Raw genomic sequence first — 18,803 nt, 5'->3', positions numbered from 1 at the left:
GCGCTTGATTTTCCCGCCGCAAGCCAATACATGGCGCGCGGAGACGAAACGGGCCCGGCCAGAGACCTGGCGACGCCCCCCAACGACGAGGCGCCCTAGCCAATGGCAAAGGAAAAGTTTGAGCGGTCCAAACCGCACTGCAACATCGGCACGATCGGTCACGTTGACCACGGCAAGACGACGCTGACGGCGGCGATCACGAAGTACTTCGGCGAGTTCAAGGCCTACGACCAGATCGACGGCGCGCCGGAAGAGAAAGCCCGCGGCATCACGATCTCGACCGCGCACGTCGAGTACGAGACCGAGAACCGTCACTACGCGCACGTCGACTGCCCCGGCCACGCCGACTACGTGAAGAACATGATCACCGGCGCGGCGCAGATGGACGGCGCGATCCTGGTGGTGAACGCGGCTGACGGCCCGATGCCGCAGACCCGCGAGCACATCCTGCTGGGCCGCCAGGTGGGCATCCCCGCCATGGTCGTGTTCATGAACAAGGTCGACCAGGTCGACGACGAGGAGCTGCTCGAGCTCGTCGAGATGGAAGTGCGCGAACTGCTGAGCGCCTACGACTTCCCGGGCGACGACATCCCGGTCATCGCCGGTTCGGCCCTGGCCGCGCTGGAAGGCCGTGACCCGGAAATCGGCGAGACCAAGATCCGCGAACTGATGGCGGCCGTGGACGAGTACATCCCGCAGCCGGCACGTGCGGTCGACCAGCCGTTCCTGATGCCGATCGAAGACGTGTTCTCGATCTCGGGCCGCGGCACGGTTGTGACCGGCCGTGTCGAGCGTGGCGTCGTGAACGTCGGCGACGAACTGGAAATCGTCGGCATCAAGGCGACGCAGAAGACGACCTGCACGGGCGTCGAGATGTTCCGCAAGCTGCTGGACCGCGGCGAAGCGGGCGACAACATCGGCGCGCTGCTGCGCGGCATCGACCGTGAAGCGGTCGAGCGCGGCCAGGTGCTCTGCAAGCCGGGTTCGGTGAAGCCGCACACGAAGTTCGAGGCCGAGGCCTACATCCTGACCAAGGACGAAGGCGGCCGTCACACCCCGTTCTTCGCGAACTACCGTCCGCAGTTCTACTTCCGGACCACCGACGTGACCGGGACCGTGACCCTGCCGGAAGGCACCGAGATGGTGATGCCCGGCGACAACCTGAAGTTCTCGGTCGAGCTGATCGCCCCGATCGCGATGGAAGAGAAGCTCCGCTTCGCCATCCGTGAAGGCGGCCGCACCGTCGGCTCCGGCGTCGTCTCGAAAATCATCGAGTAAGGCGCGGCGCGGTCCTCGACCGCTCCACGGTGACACGATCGCAGGGTGGGGGCGACCCCCGCCCGGCACCCCGAACCCGAAAGCGCCGCGGTCCCACACCGCGGCGCTTTCTCATTGCCGCGGCACGATTTTCCCTTGGCCCGCCGGCGCGGTGGCCCATATCTTCCGGCCATGACCGGCTGCATCCGCTTTTCCTTCGCCCTCGACGGCCCCGAGGCCGGGCGCGACCTGACCGAGCCCCGCGCGGTCGAGGTCCTGCGCGAGGCCACGCTCGGCTGGGTCCACCTCGACGCCGACCACCCCGACAGCCCCGACTGGATCGCCCGCAACCTGTCCTACCTCGACCCCGCCGCGCGCGAGGCGCTGACCATGACCGCCACCCGGGCGCGTGCCACCCGGATCGGCGACGGGGTCCTGGTCATCCTGCGCGGCGTGAACACCAACGAGGGCCGCGATCCCGAGGACATGGTCTCGGTCCGGGTCTGGGCCGACGCGCAGCGCATCGTCACCCTCTCGCGCCAGAAGGTCCGCGCGATCGGAGAGATCGCCGCCGCCATCCGCGAGGGGCGCGGCCCCTCCGACGCGGGCGGGTTCCTGGTCGCGCTGGCCCGCCATCTGAACGCCGGGCTGGAGCCGCTGGTCGCCGCGCTCGACACCGAGACCGACGCGCTCGAGCTCGAGGTCATCGGCAACCCGGACCGCGCGATGCGGCAGCGGATCGTGGCGATGCGCCTACAGGTGATCGAGCTCTACCGCCACTCCGCCCCGCAGGTCGCCGCGCTGCGCGACCTCGAGGCCTCGGGCGTGCCGATCCTGTCCGAGGCCGACCTGCGTCACGTCTCCGAGATCAGGCAGAGCCTCACCCGCCAGACCGAGAACCTCGTCGAGGTCCGCGAAAGCCTCGCCGTCCTGCGCGAAGAACTGTCGAGCCACGTGTCCGACCGGCTGAACCGGCACATGTATGTGCTGTCGATTCTCTCTGCCGTGTTCCTTCCCCTCGGCTTTCTCACAGGCCTCTTCGGGATCAACCTCGCGGGGATGCCGGGGGCCGACGATCCCTTTGCCTTCTGGGTCTTCACCGGCCTTCTGGGGGTGGTCTTTGCCCTGCAGGTGCTGGTCGTGCGCTGGATGCGCTGGATGTGACGCGGGAAAACCTGCGCGGGGGCGGACTGACCCCTTGATCTTGCCGAGCCAAACCAATATCGGGTTGCAACGGCCTAGGGGTATAGCTCAGTTGGTAGAGCATCGGTCTCCAAAACCGAGGGTCGCGGGTTCGAGTCCTGCTGCCCCTGCCAGTCCTCCACACATCGACGACTGACGACGGGCCGGGCGCTGCGCGCGCCGGCTGTCGGCGTTTGCCCTCTCTCGGTTGCCCTTCGGCGTGAAGCGGCCGGTCACCGGCCCCGCCAGCACGGTGCCCCGTTCCCGGATGTCCCGCGCGCGCCGCCTACCGCAGCCGCGCCAGCAGGCCCCGCGACGGCTGGCCGGTCACCGGCATCCCGTTCGCCCGTTCATAGGCCGCGATGGCGGCCTCGGTCTTCTTGCCCAGCACCCCGTCCGGCGTGCCCGTGTCGTAACCCGCGGCGGTCAGGCCCGCCTGCAGCTGGCGCCGCTCATCGATGGTCAGGCCGTACTGGTCGGGCGGGAAGTTGGTCGACAGCTCCGGGCCGCCGCCGATCCGGTCCGACAGGTGCCCGGCGGCGATCGCGTATTTCTCGGCGTTGTTGTAGCGCAGGAAAACGCGGAAGTTCGGCAGGATCAGGAAGGCGGGACCGGCCGCGCCCGCGGGCTGGATCAGCCGCGCCTGAGCGCCGCCCGCCAGGCGCCCGCCATCGGTGCGCTGCACGCCCGCGGCCCCCCAGTCCGACAGCGACCGCGTGGCCCCGACCGCCGCGCCGCCCGCGGGCAGGCGCACCTCGTGGCCCCAGGGCTCGCCCCGCCGCCAGCCGCTGCGCGACAGGTAGGCCGCGGCCGAGGCCAGGCCGTCGGTCGGGTCGTCGCCCCAGATGTCGCGGCGCCCGTCGCCGCGGAAATCCACCGCGTAGGCATCGAAGGTCGTCGGGATGAACTGGGTGTGCCCCATGGCGCCGGCCCAGGACCCGGTCATCCGGTCGGCGCTGACGTCGCCCCGCTGCAGGACCTTCAGCGCCGCCATCAGCTGTTTCTCGAAGAAGTCGCCGCGCCGCCCGTCATAGGCCAGCGTCGAGGTGGCCGAGATCACCGGGATGTCGCCGCGCCGCGTGCCATAGTTGCTCTCCATCCCCCAGATCGCCGCGACGACCTCGGCCGGAACACCATAGCGGCCCTCGACCTCGGACAGCAGCGCCCGGTGGCGGGACAGCGCCGCGCGGCCGTCGCGCACCTTGGTCGGGTTCGAGGTGATGGCAAGGTAATCCTCGAGCGAGCGCTGCACCTCGGTCTGGTTGCGGTCACGCTCGACCACGCCGGGCAGGTAGCCCGCGCCGCGGAACGCCTCGTTCAGCGTCGATTGCGAGATGCCGCGCGCCCCGGCCCGCTGGCGGAAGGCCGCGACCCACTGGTCATAGCCGGGGTTCGGCACCGGGCGCATCACCACCACGGCGCCGCCGGTCGTTCCGCCGCCGCCGCCGCCCGCCACGCAGCCCGCCAGCGCCAGTGCCGCGCCGCCCATCATGAATGCCCGTCGTGTTGCCCGCATCTGCCCGCTCCCTGCCGGTCTGGTTTTGCGCAGTCTCCGAAAGGGCAGGGTGCAATTCAACCCCCGCGTGGGCGGTTTCGGCCACCGTCGGCGGAAACCCGTGGCGCGGTCCGGGCCTTCGGGACCGAAACGGCCCCGCCCGCCTGCATGCGCCCCGCCGCGCTTTCGGTCCTGCGTCGTCCCGTCAGTCTTGAATTCGTCCGCCGCTCCGCGTATGTGCCCCTGAACCGCGTGCGGTGATGTCGGTGGAAATACCGACGTGATACCGACGCAATACCGACGTGATACCGACCCGGAAAATCGACACATGGCCAACCCCGTCCAGTTCATCAACCAGACCCGCGCCGAGATCGCCAAGGTGGTCTGGCCGACGCGCCGCGAAGTGATGCTGACCACCGTCATGGTGTTCATCATGGCCTCGCTCACCGCGGTCTTCTTCTTCCTGGTCGATCTGCTGATCCGCACGGGGCTGCAGGGCATCCTGGGGATGTTCAGCTGAGGGCTTGAATTCCGCCCCTTCGGCGGGTAAACGCCCCTCTACTTCCCAAGTCATGGCGTGCGGCGAGTTGAGTTGCACGCCGATTTTTATTGGGGCGGGCGGTTAACCCGCCGCGATGACACGAAATTCCCGGCCCCGGGCCGGTGCGCAAGGAACGGCTGAGACATGGCGAAACGGTGGTATTCGGTAAGCGTTCTCTCGAATTTCGAGAAGAAGGTCGCCGAGCAGATCCGGCAATCCGCCGCGGACGAGGGGCTTGAAGAGCAGATCGACGAGGTCCTCGTTCCGACCGAGGAAGTGATCGAGGTCCGCCGCGGCAAGAAGGTCACGACCGAGCGCCGCTTCATGCCCGGCTACGTGCTGGTGCACATGGAGATGTCGGACGAGGGCTACCACCTGATCAACTCGATCAACCGCGTCACCGGTTTCCTCGGCCCGCAAGGCCGCCCCATGCCGATGCGCGACGCCGAGGTGAATCAGATCCTCAACCGCGTCCAGGAAGGCGAAGAGGCTCCGCGCACGCTGATCTCCTTCGAGGTTGGCGAGAAGGTGAAGGTCAACGACGGCCCGTTCGAGGACTTCGACGGCATGGTCGAGGAAGTCGACGACGACAACCAGCGCCTCAAGGTCATGGTGTCGATCTTCGGCCGCGAGACCCCGGTCGAGCTCGAATTCACCCAGGTTTCCAAGCAGGGCTGACCGGTCCGCGCGGCTCAGCCGCGCGCGTCCGTTTCCGGTGATCCCGCCGCCCGCGCCCTGCGCCTGAGCGGCCGGATCACCCGCATGTCGACCAGCGCGGTCCCGGTGGCCAGCAGCGTCGCAATGCACAGGATCCACTTAGATATCGGGCCCATGGCGCCCTCGATCTGCACCGCGTGCACCACGGTCGCGACCACCGCGACCAGCGCCAGCGCGTTGTGCCAAATGCGCCACCGCCCGGAGGCCATGCGTCGCCGCAGCAGCACCAGCAGCGCGGTCTGCAGGATCGCCCACATCGCCGTCACCCCGTAGACCGAGAACGGCGTGGGTGAGACCAAGAGCAACGCGTCCAGCGTGTCGGGCGGGCTGGTGAGGTAGAGCCCGCCGACATGCACCGCGACGCAGACGACGATCGCCGCACCGATCCTGCGGTGCCAGCGCCGGGCGGTCACCGGCGTGGGCCCGGGCAGGTAGCCCGCGGCCAGCAGCGGCTGGACCAGCAGGAGCGACAGGCAGAGGATCCCTGCAAATCCGCCCGCGATGTAGGCCGCGCCGCGCCAGGCGAGCAGCGGGCTGGCGGCGGCGATCGCGACCGGGCCAAGCGCGACCAGCCCCAGGGCCGACCACGCGAGCGCCGTGCGCAGGCCGGGGCGATTGGTCAAGGGATCAGGCCGGGGCGAGGACGAAGTCCGCATTCACCGAGGTGTCGGATGCGCTCGGCATCACCGGGCGCAGGAACACCGTCTTGAAGGCACCGTCGTCATAGGCGAGGTGCGCATGCGGCTGGCCGAAGTTCGGCACGATCTGTTCGGTCTCCAGCCGGAAGCTGCCGTCGGCGCCGGTCAGGACGCTGCCGTGGTTGCGGGGCTCGCGCTCGCCGCCAAGCGTGGTGGCGGCCCAGATCTGGATGCGCGCGCCACGGATCGGCGCGCCGTCGCCCGCGCGGCGCACCGTGCCGGTGACCCAGAAGCCCGAGCCGAGGCGCTCGACCATCGGCGCACCGGGCCTGTAGTTGTTGGCGCCGCCCCGCATCGATTGCGTCGGCGGCAACCCGGCGGCCCGCGCGGCCGAGACCAGTCCCGTTGGCAGCGCCAGCGCGGCGGCGGCAAGGCCGGAGGAGACGAGAAGGGAGCGACGGTTGTAGAACGGGGTCTGCATGATGGTGCCTCCGGACGGACTGGGGTGACGGTCAGGGGAGAGGGGTGGTTGACCCAAGGGTAGAGCGGACTGCCCCACCCGAGAAGCGCCGGGCCCGACACGTTCCCGTGAGCCTCGCGGTGCAGGGCTGGGGAGAGGGGGTTGCCAAGCGGGGCAGGGCGATGTATTGCGCCCGCCTGTCGTCCTCATGGGCGACTCCGCCCGTGGAAGGCGAGGTCAGCGCGCTGGCCGGACCGCACCACGCCACATCAACGCCCCGGCGTCGCGTCGCGGGGGAGATGGACAAGGAGAGGCCTCATGGCCAAGAAACTGATTGGCAGCCTCAAGCTGCAAGTGCCTGCCGGGCAGGCAAACCCGTCGCCGCCGGTCGGCCCCGCACTGGGTCAGCGCGGCATCAACATCATGGAATTCTGCAAGGCGTTCAACGCCAAGACGCAGGACATGGAGCCTGGTGCGCCGTGCCCGACCGTGATTTCCTACTACCAGGACAAGTCCTTCACGATGGAAATCAAGACGCCCCCCGCGTCTTATTACCTGAAGAAGGCCGCCAAGCTGAAATCGGGCTCTTCGACTCCCGGTCGCGCCACCGCCGGCTCCGTGACTGCCGCGCAGGTGAAAGAGATCGCCGAAGCGAAGATGAAGGATCTGAACGCGAACTCCGTCGAGGCCGCGATGCAGATCATCCTGGGCTCCGCCCGCTCCATGGGCATCGAGGTGAAGTAAGATGGCGAAACTCGGAAAACGCACCCGCGCCGCCCGCGAAGCCTTTGCCGGCAAGGAAGATCTGTCGGTCGAAGACGCGATCGCGCTGATCAAGGCAAACGCCAACGCGAAATTCGACGAAACCGTCGAGATCTCGATGAACCTGGGCGTCGACCCGCGCCACGCCGACCAGATGGTCCGCGGCGTTGTCGGCCTGCCGAACGGCACCGGCAAGACCGTGCGCGTCGCCGTCTTTGCCCGTGGCGCCAAGGCTGACGAAGCCAAGGAAGCCGGTGCGGACATCGTCGGCGCCGAAGACCTGATGGAAACCATCCAGGGCGGCACCATCGATTTCGACCGCTGCATCGCCACGCCGGACATGATGGCCATCGTCGGCCGTCTCGGCAAGGTGCTGGGCCCGCGTAACCTGATGCCGAACCCGCGTGTCGGCACGGTGACCATGGACGTCGCCCAGGCCGTCAAGGACGCCAAGGGTGGCCAGGTCCAGTTCAAGGCCGAGAAGGCGGGCGTCGTGCACGCCGGTGTCGGTAAGGCCTCGTTCGACTCCGCCAAGCTGGCCGAGAACGTCCGCGCCTTCGTGGACGCCGTCTCCAAGGCGAAGCCGTCGGGCGCCAAGGGCACCTACATGAAGAAAGTCTCGCTCAGCTCGACCATGGGCCCGGGCGTGTCGGTGAACGTGGAAAGCGCGACCGGCAACTGATCGCACGATCGGTACGAGGGACAGAAGGGGCGGGCCGCAAGGTCCGCCCTTTTGCTTTGCGCGGGTGGGGCGGGTCAGGCCCCGCCGGTGCGGCCGGCGAGGGTTGCGAAGATGTCGGGCAGGGTGCGCGGCGGGTGGCGCGCGGCGCCCAGGCTTGCGGCGACCGGCTCGCCTTCGACGGCCCCCGCGGCGACGCGGGCCAGCGCAAAGGTCGGCACCCGGGCGATCCCCTGGAGCACCTCGCGCACCAGCGCCTGCACGGCGAGGTAGTCGATGTGGCTCCCGAGGACCCCGGCGCCCGCCGCCTCTCCGCCCTCCGCATTGGTGCGGCACGCCTCGGCATCGGTCGAGACGAAGGACCGGCAGATCGTGGGGCGGGCGTCGTAGGCGCGGCAGGCGCGGGTGTCGGGGTCGAGCGCGGGACAGGCCGAGGGGTGCCAGCCGCGACCGTCCGGCGTTCCGGCAAGTGGCTCAAGGGCGGCGTGCAGGCGGCGCGCCTCGACCTCGGTCACCGTGCCGCCGTCGCCACCGGCCAGGATGCAGCAGAAGGCGCAGCCGCGCGCGCAGGCCGCTTCGGTCACCACCGGCGGCGGTGCCTGAAGCAGCGTATCCCGCGCCACGTCGGCAAGCCGCAGCGCCGCGCGGCCCGTGGCCATGTCGGCGATCACCTGGGCCGCCGGCATGCCCTGCCGGATCGCGGTGTCTAGGTAGGCCAGCAGCATCCGGCGCGCGCGTTCGGTCGTGGCGCGGCCCGGACCGCGCGGCCTTGCCTTGGCGGCGCGGGCGCGCAGCGCGCCCAGATCGGGGGGCGGCCGGATGCCGGGCGGAGGGACTTGCCTGCGGGTGCCATCGGGTGCCTCGTCGGTTACGGGCCGAGCTTATTGAGGCGGCGCGGCCTTTCACAAGGGGGGCAGGGCGGGTGACGCGACGGGGCGCTTGCGTCGACAGTTCCAATTCCCGTCGGAACATGATAGACTTACTGTCATTCGCCGGTGCCCGAACCGCGGGCCGTCCCGGCGCGATCCAGTCGGGGCGCGAAAATTTCGCGGCCCCCTCTTCACATTCCATTCGAAACCCGTTAACAGCCTCCTTTGTCCGGTCGGTTGCGCGTGCGCAGCCGCCGGTCGATTCGTCCGAGACGGTGGGTGACCGGGATATGCCGGTCATAATTCCTGCCCGAGACGGGAAATGACATAGGTTTCTTCGGACCTGGCCTCTCGCCTTGTCCGGGGGATGTGCAGGACCCGTAAAGGACTTGATTGTCGTGGCGCAAGCCGCGGCGAAACGAGCCGGAGGGTCACACCTCCCCAACTGGAGTGAAACTGTGGATAGAGCCCAGAAAGAGAAAGTGGTCGAGGAACTCGGCCAGATCTTCGAAAGCTCTGGCGTCGTTGTAGTTGCACACTACACCGGCCTCACGGTTGCCGAGATGCAGACTCTGCGCGCCAAAGCCCGTGAGGCAGGTTCGTTGGTCCGCGTCGCCAAGAACAGGCTCGCCAAGATCGCCCTTCAGGGTAAACCCTGCGAAAGCATCAGTGACCTGATGTCGGGCATGACGGTTCTCACCTATTCCGAAGACCCCGTGGCAGCAGCCAAGGTGGTCGAGGACTTCGCCAAGGACAACAAGAAGTTTGAAATCCTTGGTGGGGCCATGGGCGAGACCGCTCTGGACCGGGCCGGTGTCGAGGCCGTGTCGAAAATGCCGTCGCGCGAGGAGCTCATCGCTTCCATCGTCGGCTGCATCGGCGCGCCCGCTTCGAACATCGCCGGTGCGATCGGCGCACCTGCTTCCAACATCGCTTCCATCCTGTCCACGATCGAGGACAAGGCGGCGGCGTAAGGCAATCGCGAGACGGTCTAGGGTTGCAACCCCTGACGTTAGAACACATCTAGATACGGAAAGAGCTGAAAATGGCTGATCTGAAGAAACTGGCTGAAGAGATCGTTGGTCTGACGCTTCTCGAAGCACAAGAACTGAAAACCATCCTGAAAGACGAGTACGGCATCGAGCCCGCAGCTGGCGGCGCAGTGATGATGGCCGGCCCGGCTGCTGGCGGCGACGCTGGCGCGGCTGCTGAAGAGCAGACCGAATTCGACGTCATCCTGAAATCGGCTGGCGCTTCGAAAATCAACGTCATCAAAGAAGTCCGCGGCATCACCGGCCTGGGCCTCAAAGAAGCCAAAGACCTGGTTGAAGCCGGCGGCAAGGCTGTCAAAGAGCAAGTCTCGAAAGCCGAAGCCGAAGACATCAAAGCCAAGCTGGAAGCAGCCGGCGCCGAGGTCGAACTCAAGTAATCCGGGCCGGGCGCAAGCCCGGGCGACGGAAATCAAGGCTGGATCCGGGAAAATCCGGGTCCAGCCGAACCTGTCTCAGAGAGGGCTTTCCCGCGAAAGTCTTTTCTAAGGCGAGGTTCAAGGATCGGGAGGCAACCCTTGGGACGGTTGCCAGGCATGGATCCGAACCCCCTGTCTCGTATGGACGCGGCGCCGAGGCCCGGCGGCGATCGCGCCTGAAGAGAAACGAAAGGTGACACCCGTCATGGCTCAGACCTACCTCGGTCAGAAACGTCTTCGGAAATATTATGGCAAGATCCGCGAAGTGCTGGAGATGCCGAACCTTATTGAGGTCCAGAAAAGCTCTTACGAACTCTTCCTGAAATCCGGCGACCAGCCCGACCCGACCGACGGCGAAGGCATCAAGGGCGTCTTCCAGTCGGTCTTCCCGATCAAGGATTTCAACGAAACGGCGCATCTCGAATTCGTGAAATACGAACTCGAAGAGCCGAAGTACGACGTCGAAGAATGCATGCAGCGCGACATGACCTACAGCGCCCCGCTGAAGGTCACGCTTCGCCTCATCGTGTTCGATATCGACGAGGACACCGGCGCCAAGTCGGTCAAGGACATCAAGGAACAGGACGTCTTCATGGGCGACATGCCCCTGATGACCCCGAACGGGACGTTCATCGTGAACGGCACCGAGCGCGTGATCGTGTCCCAGATGCACCGTTCGCCCGGCGTGTTCTTCGACCATGACAAGGGCAAGACTCACTCGTCGGGCAAGCTGCTCTTTGCCTGCCGGATCATTCCCTACCGCGGCTCCTGGCTCGACTTCGAGTTCGACGCCAAGGACATCGTGTTCGCCCGGATCGACCGCCGCCGGAAACTGCCGGTGACGACCCTGCTCTATGCCCTCGGCATGGGCCAGGAAGCGATCATGGACGCGTACTACGAGACCGTCGACTACAAGCTCCGCAAGGGCCAGGGCTGGGTCACCAAGTTCTTCCCGGAACGGGTCCGCGGCACTCGCCCGACCTATGACCTGGTAGACGCCGACAGCGGCGAAGTGATCGCCGAGGCCGGCAAGAAGATCACCCCGCGCGCGGTGAAGAAGCTGATCGACGACGCCACGGTGAAGAGCCTGCTGGTGCCGTTCGACCGGATCGTCGGCAAGTTCGCGGCCAAGGACATCATCAACGAGGAAAACGGCGCGATCTACGTCGAAGCCGGTGATGAACTGACGGCGGAATACGACAAGGACGGCGAGTTCATCGGCGGGACCGTGAAGGACCTGCTGGACGCCGGCATCACCGAGATCCCGGTCCTGGACATCGACAACGTCTCGGTCGGCCCGTACATGCGCAACACCATGGCGACGGACAAGAACATGAACCGCGAAAGCGCGCTCATGGACATCTACCGCGTCATGCGCCCGGGCGAGCCGCCGACCGTCGAGGCCGCATCGGCGCTCTTCGACACGCTCTTCTTCGACAGCGAACGTTACGACCTCTCGGCCGTGGGTCGCGTCAAGATGAACATGCGCCTGAACCTCGACGCCGAGGACACCGTGCGCACGCTGCGCAAGGAAGACATCGTCGCCTGCATCAAGGCGCTGGTCGACCTGCGTGACGGCCGCGGCGACATCGACGATATCGACCACCTCGGCAACCGCCGGGTGCGGTCGGTCGGCGAGCTGATGGAGAACCAGTACCGCGTCGGCCTGCTGCGGATGGAACGCGCGATCAAGGAACGCATGTCGTCGGTCGAGATCGACACCGTCATGCCGCAGGACCTGATCAACGCGAAACCCGCCGCCGCCGCCGTGCGCGAGTTCTTCGGCTCCTCGCAGCTGTCGCAGTTCATGGACCAGACCAACCCGCTGTCCGAAGTGACGCACAAGCGGCGCCTCTCGGCCCTCGGGCCGGGCGGTCTGACCCGCGAACGTGCCGGCTTCGAGGTGCGCGACGTGCACCCGACCCACTATGGCCGGATGTGCCCGATCGAAACGCCGGAAGGCCCGAACATCGGTCTGATCAACAGCCTCGCGACCTTCGCGCGGGTGAACAAGTATGGCTTCATCGAGACCCCCTACCGCAAGGTGAAGGACGGTCAGGTGACGGACGAAGTGAAGTACATGTCCGCCACCGAGGAGATGCGCCACACCGTCGCCCAGGCGAACGCCAACCTCGACGAGAACGGCAAGTTCGTGAACGAGCTGGTGAACACCCGCCAGTCGGGTGAATACACGCTCGCGCCGAACGAAAGCGTCGACCTTATCGACGTGTCGCCGAAACAGCTGGTGTCGGTCGCGGCTTCGTTGATCCCGTTCCTCGAGAACGACGACGCCAACCGCGCCCTGATGGGCTCGAACATGCAGCGTCAGGCGGTTCCGCTCCTGCGGGCCGAGGCGCCGCTGGTCGGCACCGGGATCGAGGAAATCGTCGCACGTGACTCCGGCGCGGCCATCATGGCCAAGCGGGCAGGCATCATCGACCAGGTCGACGCGCAGCGGATCGTGATCCGCGCGACCGAGGACCTGAAGGTGGGCGATGCGGGCGTCGACATCTACCGGATGCGCAAGTTCCAGCGGTCGAACCAGAACACCTGCATCAACCAGCGTCCGCTGGTGAAGGTGGGCGACACCGTCGTGAAGGGCGAGGTCATCGCCGACGGTCCGTCCACGGATATGGGCGAACTGGCCCTCGGCAAGAACGTGGTCGTCGCGTTCATGCCCTGGAACGGCTACAACTATGAGGACTCGATCCTGATCTCCGAGCGCATCGCGCGTGACGACGTCTTCACCTCGATCCACATCGAGGAATTCGAAGTCGCCGCCCGTGACACCAAGCTCGGGCCGGAAGAGATCACCCGTGACATCCCGAACGTCGGCGAGGAAGCGCTCCGCAACCTCGACGAGGCCGGTATCGTCTACATCGGCGCCGACGTGGAGCCGGGCGACATCCTGGTGGGCAAGATCACTCCGAAGGGCGAAAGCCCGATGACGCCGGAAGAGAAGCTCCTCCGCGCCATCTTCGGTGAAAAGGCCTCGGACGTGCGTGACACCTCGCTTCGCGTGAAGCCGGGCGATTACGGCACCGTCGTCGAGGTCCGGGTCTTCAACCGCCACGGCGTCGACAAGGACGAGCGTGCGCTGCAGATCGAGCGCGAAGAGGTCGAACGCCTCTCCCGCGACCGTGACGACGAGCTCGCGATCCTCGACCGCAACATCTATGCCCGCCTGAAGTCGATGCTTCTGGGCAAGGTCGCGGTGAAGGGCCCGAAAGGCGTCAAGGCGAACTCGGAAGTGACCGAGGAACTGCTGGACAGCCTGCCGCGCAGCCACTGGTGGATGCTCGCCCTGGGCGAGGACGCCGAGGCGCAGCACGTCGAGGCCCTGAACGAGCAGTACGAGGCGCAGAAGCGCGCGCTCGACGCCCGGTTCGAGGACAAGGTCGAGAAGGTCCGCCGCGGCGATGACCTGCCCCCGGGCGTGATGAAGATGGTCAAGGTTTTCGTGGCTGTGAAGCGCAAGCTGCAGCCCGGCGACAAGATGGCCGGTCGTCACGGCAACAAGGGTGTGGTGTCGCGCGTGGTGCCGATGGAGGACATGCCGTTCCTGCAGGACGGCACCCCGGTCGACATCTGCCTCAACCCGCTCGGCGTGCCGTCGCGGATGAACGTCGGTCAGATCCTCGAAACCCACATGGGCTGGGCCGCGCGCGGCCTCGGCATCAACGTGGACGAGGCGCTTGGCGACTACCGCCGGTCGGGTGACCTGACCCCTGTGCGCGAGGCGCTCAAGCTGGCCTACGGCGAGGACGTCTACGAAGAGGGCATCGAGGGCATGGACGAAGGCATGCTGGTCGAAGCTGCGGGCAACGTGACCCGCGGTGTTCCGATCGCCACGCCGGTCTTCGACGGTGCGAAAGAGCCCGATGTCAACGACGCGCTCAAGCGTGCCGGCTTCAACGAGAGCGGTCAGTCGATCCTCTTCGACGGCCGGACGGGCGAACAGTTCGCGCGGCCGGTGACGGTGGGGGTCAAGTACCTGCTCAAGCTGCACCACCTGGTCGACGACAAGATCCACGCGCGTTCGACCGGCCCGTACTCCCTCGTCACCCAGCAGCCGCTCGGTGGTAAGGCGCAGTTCGGTGGCCAGCGTTTCGGGGAGATGGAGGTCTGGGCGCTGGAAGCCTATGGCGCCGCCTACACCCTGCAGGAGATGCTGACCGTGAAGTCGGACGACGTGGCAGGCCGTACCAAGGTCTACGAAAGCATCGTCAAGGGCGAGGACAACTTCGAGGCCGGTGTGCCCGAATCCTTCAACGTGCTCGTGAAGGAAGTCCGCGGCCTCGGCCTGAACATGGAACTCCTGGACGAGGAGGGCGAGGAATAATCGGCCATCGGGTGACGGTGCGTGCCAGGCGCGCACCCGATCCCGGCCGTAGGGTGCGTGCTCGTCACGCACCTGCCATCTCCTCCCCTCCGCGCCCTGTCTGATTAGGAAACGACATGAACCAGGAACTGACGAACAACCCGTTCAACCCGCTGGCCCCGCAAAAGGTCTTTGACGAGATCAAGGTCTCGCTGGCCTCGCCCGAGCGGATTCTTTCGTGGTCGTATGGCGAGATCAAGAAGCCCGAGACGATCAACTACCGGACCTACAAGCCCGAGCGGGACGGTCTGTTCTGCGCCCGTATCTTCGGGCCGATCAAGGACTACGAGTGCCTCTGCGGCAAGTACAAGCGGATGAAGTATCGCGGCGTCGTCTGCGAGAAATGCGGCGTCGAAGTCACGCTGCAGAAGGTCCGCCGTGAGCGCATGGGCCACATCGAACTGGCCGCGCCCGTCGCGCACATCTGGTTCCTGAAATCGCTGCCGTCCCGCATCGGCCTGATGCTGGACATGACGCTGCGCGATCTGGAACGCGTGCTCTACTTCGAGAACTACGTCGTCATCGAGCCGGGTCTGACCGACCTGCAGTACGGCCAGATGCTGACCGAAGAAGAGTTCATGGACGCCCAGGACACCTACGGCATGGACGCCTTCACGGCGAACATCGGCGCCGAGGCGATCCGCGAGATGCTGGCCAACATCGACCTCGAGGCCGAGGCCGAGACGCTGCGTGCGGACCTCGCCGAAGCCACGGGTGAACTGAAGCCCAAGAAGATCATCAAGCGGCTCAAGGTCGTCGAATCCTTCCTCGAGTCGGGCAACCGTCCCGAGTGGATGGTGATGACCGTGATCCCGGTCATCCCGCCGGAACTGCGTCCGCTGGTGCCGCTCGACGGTGGCCGGTTCGCGACCTCGGACCTGAACGACCTCTACCGCCGGGTGATCAACCGGAACAACCGCCTGAAGCGCCTGATCGAGCTTCGCGCGCCGGATATCATCGTCCGCAACGAGAAGCGGATGCTGCAGGAATCCGTCGACGCCCTGTTCGACAACGGCCGTCGCGGCCGCGTCATCACGGGTGCCAACAAGCGCCCGCTGAAGTCGCTGTCGGACATGCTCAAGGGCAAGCACGGCCGCTTCCGCCAGAACCTTCTGGGCAAGCGCGTCGACTTCTCGGGCCGTTCGGTCATCGTGACCGGCCCCGAGCTGAAGCTGCACCAGTGCGGCCTGCCGAAGAAGATGGCGCTCGAGCTGTTCAAGCCGTTCATCTACTCGCGGCTGGAAGCCAAGGGCCTGTCCTCGACCGTGAAGCAGGCGAAGAAGCTGGTCGAAAAAGAGCGTCCCGAGGTCTGGGACATCCTCGACGAGGTGATCCGCGAACACCCCGTGCTGCTGAACCGTGCGCCCACGCTGCACCGTCTCGGCATCCAGGCGTTCGAACCGATCCTGATCGAAGGCAAGGCGATCCAGCTGCACCCGCTCGTCTGCTCGGCGTTCAACGCCGACTTCGACGGTGACCAGATGGCCGTGCACGTCCCGCTGTCGCTCGAAGCGCAGCTGGAAGCACGCGTGCTGATGATGTCGACCAACAACGTCCTGTCGCCCGCCAACGGCGCACCGATCATCGTTCCGTCGCAGGACATGATCCTCGGTCTCTACTACACGACGATCGAGCGCGAAGGCATGAAGGGCGAGGGCATGTCGTTCTCGTCGATCGACGAGGTGCAGTACGCGCTGGATTCCGGCGCCGTGCACCTGCACGCCAAGATCACGGCGCGCATCAAGCAGATCGACGAGGAAGGCCAGGAAGTGGTCAAGCGCTACGAGACGACGCCCGGCCGGGTCCGTCTGGGCGCGCTGCTGCCGCTGAATGCTAAGGCGCCGTTCGAACTGGTCAACCGCCTGCTCCGCAAGCGCGAAGTCCAGCAGGTCATCGACACCGTCTACCGCTACTGCGGCCAGAAGGAATCGGTCATCTTCTGCGACCAGATCATGTCGATGGGCTTCAAGGAGGCCTTCAAGGCGGGCATCTCGTTCGGCAAGGACGACATGGTCATCCCCGACACCAAGTGGGACATCGTCGAAGAGACCCGGGAACAGGTCAAGGACTTCGAACAGCAGTACATGGACGGCCTGATCACCCAGGGTGAGAAGTACAACAAGGTCGTCGATGCCTGGTCGAAGTGCAACGACAAGGTCACCGAGGCCATGATGTCGACCATCTCGAACGAGAAGCGCGACGAGAATGGCGCGGTCATGGAGCCGAACTCGGTCTACATGATGGCCCACTCCGGTGCGCGGGGCTCGGTCACGCAGATGAAACAGCTGGGCGGGATGCGCGGCCTGATGGCGAAGCCGAACGGCGACATCATCGAGACGCCGATCATCTCGAACTTCAAGGAAGGTCTGACCGTGCTGGAGTACTTCAACTCCACCCACGGCGCCCGTAAGGGTCTGTCGGATACCGCCCTGAAGACCGCGAACTCGGGTTACCTGACCCGTCGCCTCGTCGACGTGGCGCAGGACTGCATCGTGCGCGAGCCCGACTGCGGCACCGAGAACGCGATCACCATCGAGACGGCCGTCAACGACGGTGAGGTCGTGGCGACCCTGGGCGAACGTGCGCTCGGCCGGGTTGCGGCTGACGACATCATCCGTCCCGGCACCGACGAGGTCATCGTCTCGAAGGGCCAGCTGATCGACGAACGCACCGCCGACGCGCTGGAAGAGGCGAACCTCGCCTCGATCCGCATCCGTTCGCCGCTGACCTGTGAAAGCGACGACGGCGTCTGCGCCGCCTGCTACGGCCGCGACCTGGCGCGCGGCACGCAGGTGAACATCGGCGAGGCTGTCGGCATCATCGCCGCACAGTCGATCGGTGAACCCGGGACCCAGCTGACGATGCGGACCTTCCACATCGGCGGCGTGGCCCAGGGTGGTCAGCAGTCGTTCCTCGAGGCGTCGCAAGAGGGCGTCATCGCCTTCGAGAACGCCCAGCTTCTGGAGAACGCGGCGGGCGAAATGCTCATCGTGGGCCGGAACATGAAGCTGCGCATCCTGGACGGCGAGGGCGAGGAACGGGCGAGCCACAAGCTCGGCTACGGCACCAAGCTCTTCGTCAAGGAAGGCGACAAGGTCGTCCGCGGCGACAAGCTATTCGAATGGGACCCGTACACCCTGCCGATCATCGCGGAGAAGGCCGGTGCGATCCGCTACGTCGACCTGGTGACGGGTATCGCGGTCCGCGAGGAAACCGACGATGCCACCGGCATGACGCAGAAGATCGTGTCCGACTGGCGCGCCGCACCGAAAGGCAACGAGCTGAAGCCCGAGCTTCTGATCGTGAACGAGGATGGCGAACCGGTCCGCAACGACGCGGGTAACCCGGTCACCTATCCGATGTCGGTGGACGCGATCCTTTCCGTCGAGGACGGGCAAGACATCAAGGCCGGTGACGTGGTTGCGCGTATCCCGCGCGAAGGTGCGAAGACGAAGGACATCACCGGCGGTCTGCCGCGTGTGGCCGAACTCTTCGAGGCACGCCGTCCCAAGGACCACGCCATCATCGCCGAGATCGACGGCTACGTCCGCTTCGGGCGCGACTACAAGAACAAGCGCCGGATCGCGATCGAGCCCGTGGATGAAACCCTGGAACCCGTGGAATACATGGTGCCCAAGGGCAAGCACATCCCGGTGCAGGAAGGCGACTACGTCCAGAAGGGCGACTACATCATGGACGGCAACCCCGCGCCGCATGACATCCTGTCCATCATGGGTGTCGAAGCGCTGGCGAACTACATGATCAACGAAGTCCAGGACGTCTACCGACTGCAGGGCGTGAAGATCAACGACAAGCACATCGAGGTGATCGTTCGCCAGATGCTGCAGAAGTGGGAGATCACCGACAGCGGCCAGACCACGCTGCTGAAGGGCGAACACGTCGACAAGATCGAGTTCGACGAGGCCAACGCACGGGCCGAGAAGGAAGGCCGCCGCCCCGCATCGGGCGAGCCGATCCTGCTCGGGATCACGAAGGCTTCGCTGCAGACCCGGTCGTTCATCTCGGCGGCGTCGTTCCAGGAGACCACGCGCGTGCTCACCGAAGCTTCGGTCCAGGGCAAGCGCGACAAGCTGGTCGGCCTGAAAGAGAACGTCATCGTCGGCCGCCTGATCCCGGCGGGCACCGGTGGGGCGACGCAGCGCGTCCGCCGCATCGCTGGCGATCGCGACAACGTGGTCATCGAGGCCCGCCGCGAGGAGGCCGAAGCGGCCGCCGCGCTGGCAGCCCCGGTCGAGGAGTACGACGAGAACACCGAAGCGGATATCCTGGTGGAAACCCCGGAAAGCCGCGACTGACCGGTCGTCGATTGAGTGTCGGAAAGGCCCCCCGCGCA

General features: G+C 66.3%; 14 protein-coding genes and 1 tRNA gene. 11 read left to right on the top strand and 4 right to left on the bottom strand.

The genetic code is table 11. The features are described 5' to 3' along the window. Window positions 1-102 precede the first annotated feature (102 nt). The 3 genes from tuf to ACE2AC_RS08535 all read left to right on the top strand — a co-directional run bounded on the left by tuf (window position 103) and on the right by ACE2AC_RS08535 (window position 2,573). Entirely contained in the window at window positions 103-1,278 is a 1,176-nt protein-coding gene (gene tuf, locus ACE2AC_RS08545; protein WP_375691653.1) for an elongation factor Tu, read from the top strand. A gap of 171 nt (window positions 1,279-1,449) precedes the next feature. Continuing rightward, on the top strand, window positions 1,450-2,421 hold the full coding sequence (locus ACE2AC_RS08540; protein WP_375691671.1) for a zinc transporter ZntB: 972 nt from the start codon (window positions 1,450-1,452) through the stop codon (window positions 2,419-2,421). Window positions 2,422-2,497: 76 nt separating this feature from the next. Further along, a tRNA-Trp gene (locus tag ACE2AC_RS08535) sits at window positions 2,498-2,573 on the top strand. A 152-nt stretch (window positions 2,574-2,725) separates the two neighbouring features. Here ACE2AC_RS08535 and ACE2AC_RS08530 read toward each other — a convergent pair. Further along, window positions 2,726-3,955: a lytic murein transglycosylase gene (locus tag ACE2AC_RS08530; protein WP_375691670.1), complete on the bottom strand. Its 1,230-nt coding sequence runs from the start codon at window positions 3,953-3,955 to the stop codon at window positions 2,726-2,728. Window positions 3,956-4,262: 307 nt separating this feature from the next. Between ACE2AC_RS08530 and secE the strand changes: the two genes are divergently transcribed. Together secE and nusG are read left to right on the top strand one after the other, a co-directional pair. Beyond that, on the top strand, window positions 4,263-4,454 hold the full coding sequence (secE, locus tag ACE2AC_RS08525) for a preprotein translocase subunit SecE (protein ID WP_375691669.1): 192 nt from the start codon (window positions 4,263-4,265) through the stop codon (window positions 4,452-4,454). Between the two features lie 165 nt (window positions 4,455-4,619). After that, window positions 4,620-5,153: a transcription termination/antitermination protein NusG gene (nusG, locus tag ACE2AC_RS08520; RefSeq protein ID WP_375691668.1), complete on the top strand. Its 534-nt coding sequence runs from the start codon at window positions 4,620-4,622 to the stop codon at window positions 5,151-5,153. A 14-nt stretch (window positions 5,154-5,167) separates the two neighbouring features. On the opposite strand, the gene ACE2AC_RS08515 is transcribed toward nusG, so the two are convergent. Both ACE2AC_RS08515 and ACE2AC_RS08510 read right to left on the bottom strand, forming a co-directional pair. Beyond that, window positions 5,168-5,815, bottom strand: a complete 648-nt coding sequence (locus ACE2AC_RS08515) for a ferric reductase (RefSeq protein ID WP_375691667.1) — start codon at window positions 5,813-5,815, stop codon at window positions 5,168-5,170. 4 nt (window positions 5,816-5,819) lie between these two features. After that, complete coding sequence (locus ACE2AC_RS08510) at window positions 5,820-6,311, bottom strand: twin-arginine translocation pathway signal (protein WP_375691666.1); 492 nt, start codon at window positions 6,309-6,311, stop codon at window positions 5,820-5,822. 297 nt (window positions 6,312-6,608) lie between these two features. Between ACE2AC_RS08510 and rplK the strand changes: the two genes are divergently transcribed. Together rplK and rplA are read left to right on the top strand one after the other, a co-directional pair. Next, entirely contained in the window at window positions 6,609-7,034 is a 426-nt protein-coding gene (gene rplK / locus ACE2AC_RS08505; protein WP_375691665.1) for a 50S ribosomal protein L11, read from the top strand. 1 nt (window position 7,035) lies between these two features. After that, the gene (rplA, locus tag ACE2AC_RS08500) at window positions 7,036-7,734 is read left to right on the top strand and encodes a 50S ribosomal protein L1 (RefSeq protein WP_375691664.1); all 699 of its coding nucleotides are present in this window, start codon (window positions 7,036-7,038) and stop codon (window positions 7,732-7,734) included. A gap of 74 nt (window positions 7,735-7,808) precedes the next feature. Here rplA and ACE2AC_RS08495 read toward each other — a convergent pair whose 3' ends face one another. Continuing rightward, window positions 7,809-8,456, bottom strand: a complete 648-nt coding sequence (locus ACE2AC_RS08495) for a YkgJ family cysteine cluster protein (protein WP_375691663.1) — start codon at window positions 8,454-8,456, stop codon at window positions 7,809-7,811. A 602-nt stretch (window positions 8,457-9,058) separates the two neighbouring features. On the opposite strand from ACE2AC_RS08495, the gene rplJ reads away from it, so the two are divergent. From rplJ to rpoC, 4 genes are all read left to right on the top strand, one after another. Continuing rightward, complete coding sequence (rplJ, locus tag ACE2AC_RS08490; RefSeq protein ID WP_375691662.1) at window positions 9,059-9,574, top strand: 50S ribosomal protein L10; 516 nt, start codon at window positions 9,059-9,061, stop codon at window positions 9,572-9,574. Between the two features lie 71 nt (window positions 9,575-9,645). Continuing rightward, a complete protein-coding gene (rplL, locus tag ACE2AC_RS08485; RefSeq protein ID WP_375691661.1) occupies window positions 9,646-10,029 on the top strand; it encodes a 50S ribosomal protein L7/L12 in 384 nt (127 codons plus the stop codon). A gap of 244 nt (window positions 10,030-10,273) precedes the next feature. After that, window positions 10,274-14,410 carry a DNA-directed RNA polymerase subunit beta gene (rpoB, locus tag ACE2AC_RS08480; protein WP_375691660.1) on the top strand — a complete coding sequence of 1,379 codons (4,137 nt, stop codon included), beginning with the start codon at window positions 10,274-10,276 and terminating at the stop codon, window positions 14,408-14,410. 116 nt (window positions 14,411-14,526) lie between these two features. Beyond that, window positions 14,527-18,765 (top strand): DNA-directed RNA polymerase subunit beta', encoded by a 4,239-nt coding sequence (rpoC, locus tag ACE2AC_RS08475; protein ID WP_375691659.1) that lies wholly within the window; start codon window positions 14,527-14,529, stop codon window positions 18,763-18,765. Window positions 18,766-18,803 lie beyond the last annotated feature (38 nt).

Origin of the sequence: Pseudooceanicola sp. LIPI14-2-Ac024 (genome assembly GCF_042188925.1) — a bacterium.
In the GTDB taxonomy this organism is placed as follows: Bacteria; Pseudomonadota; Alphaproteobacteria; order Rhodobacterales; family Rhodobacteraceae; genus Pseudooceanicola.
This window is presented reverse-complemented; position numbering and strand designations above follow the sequence as displayed.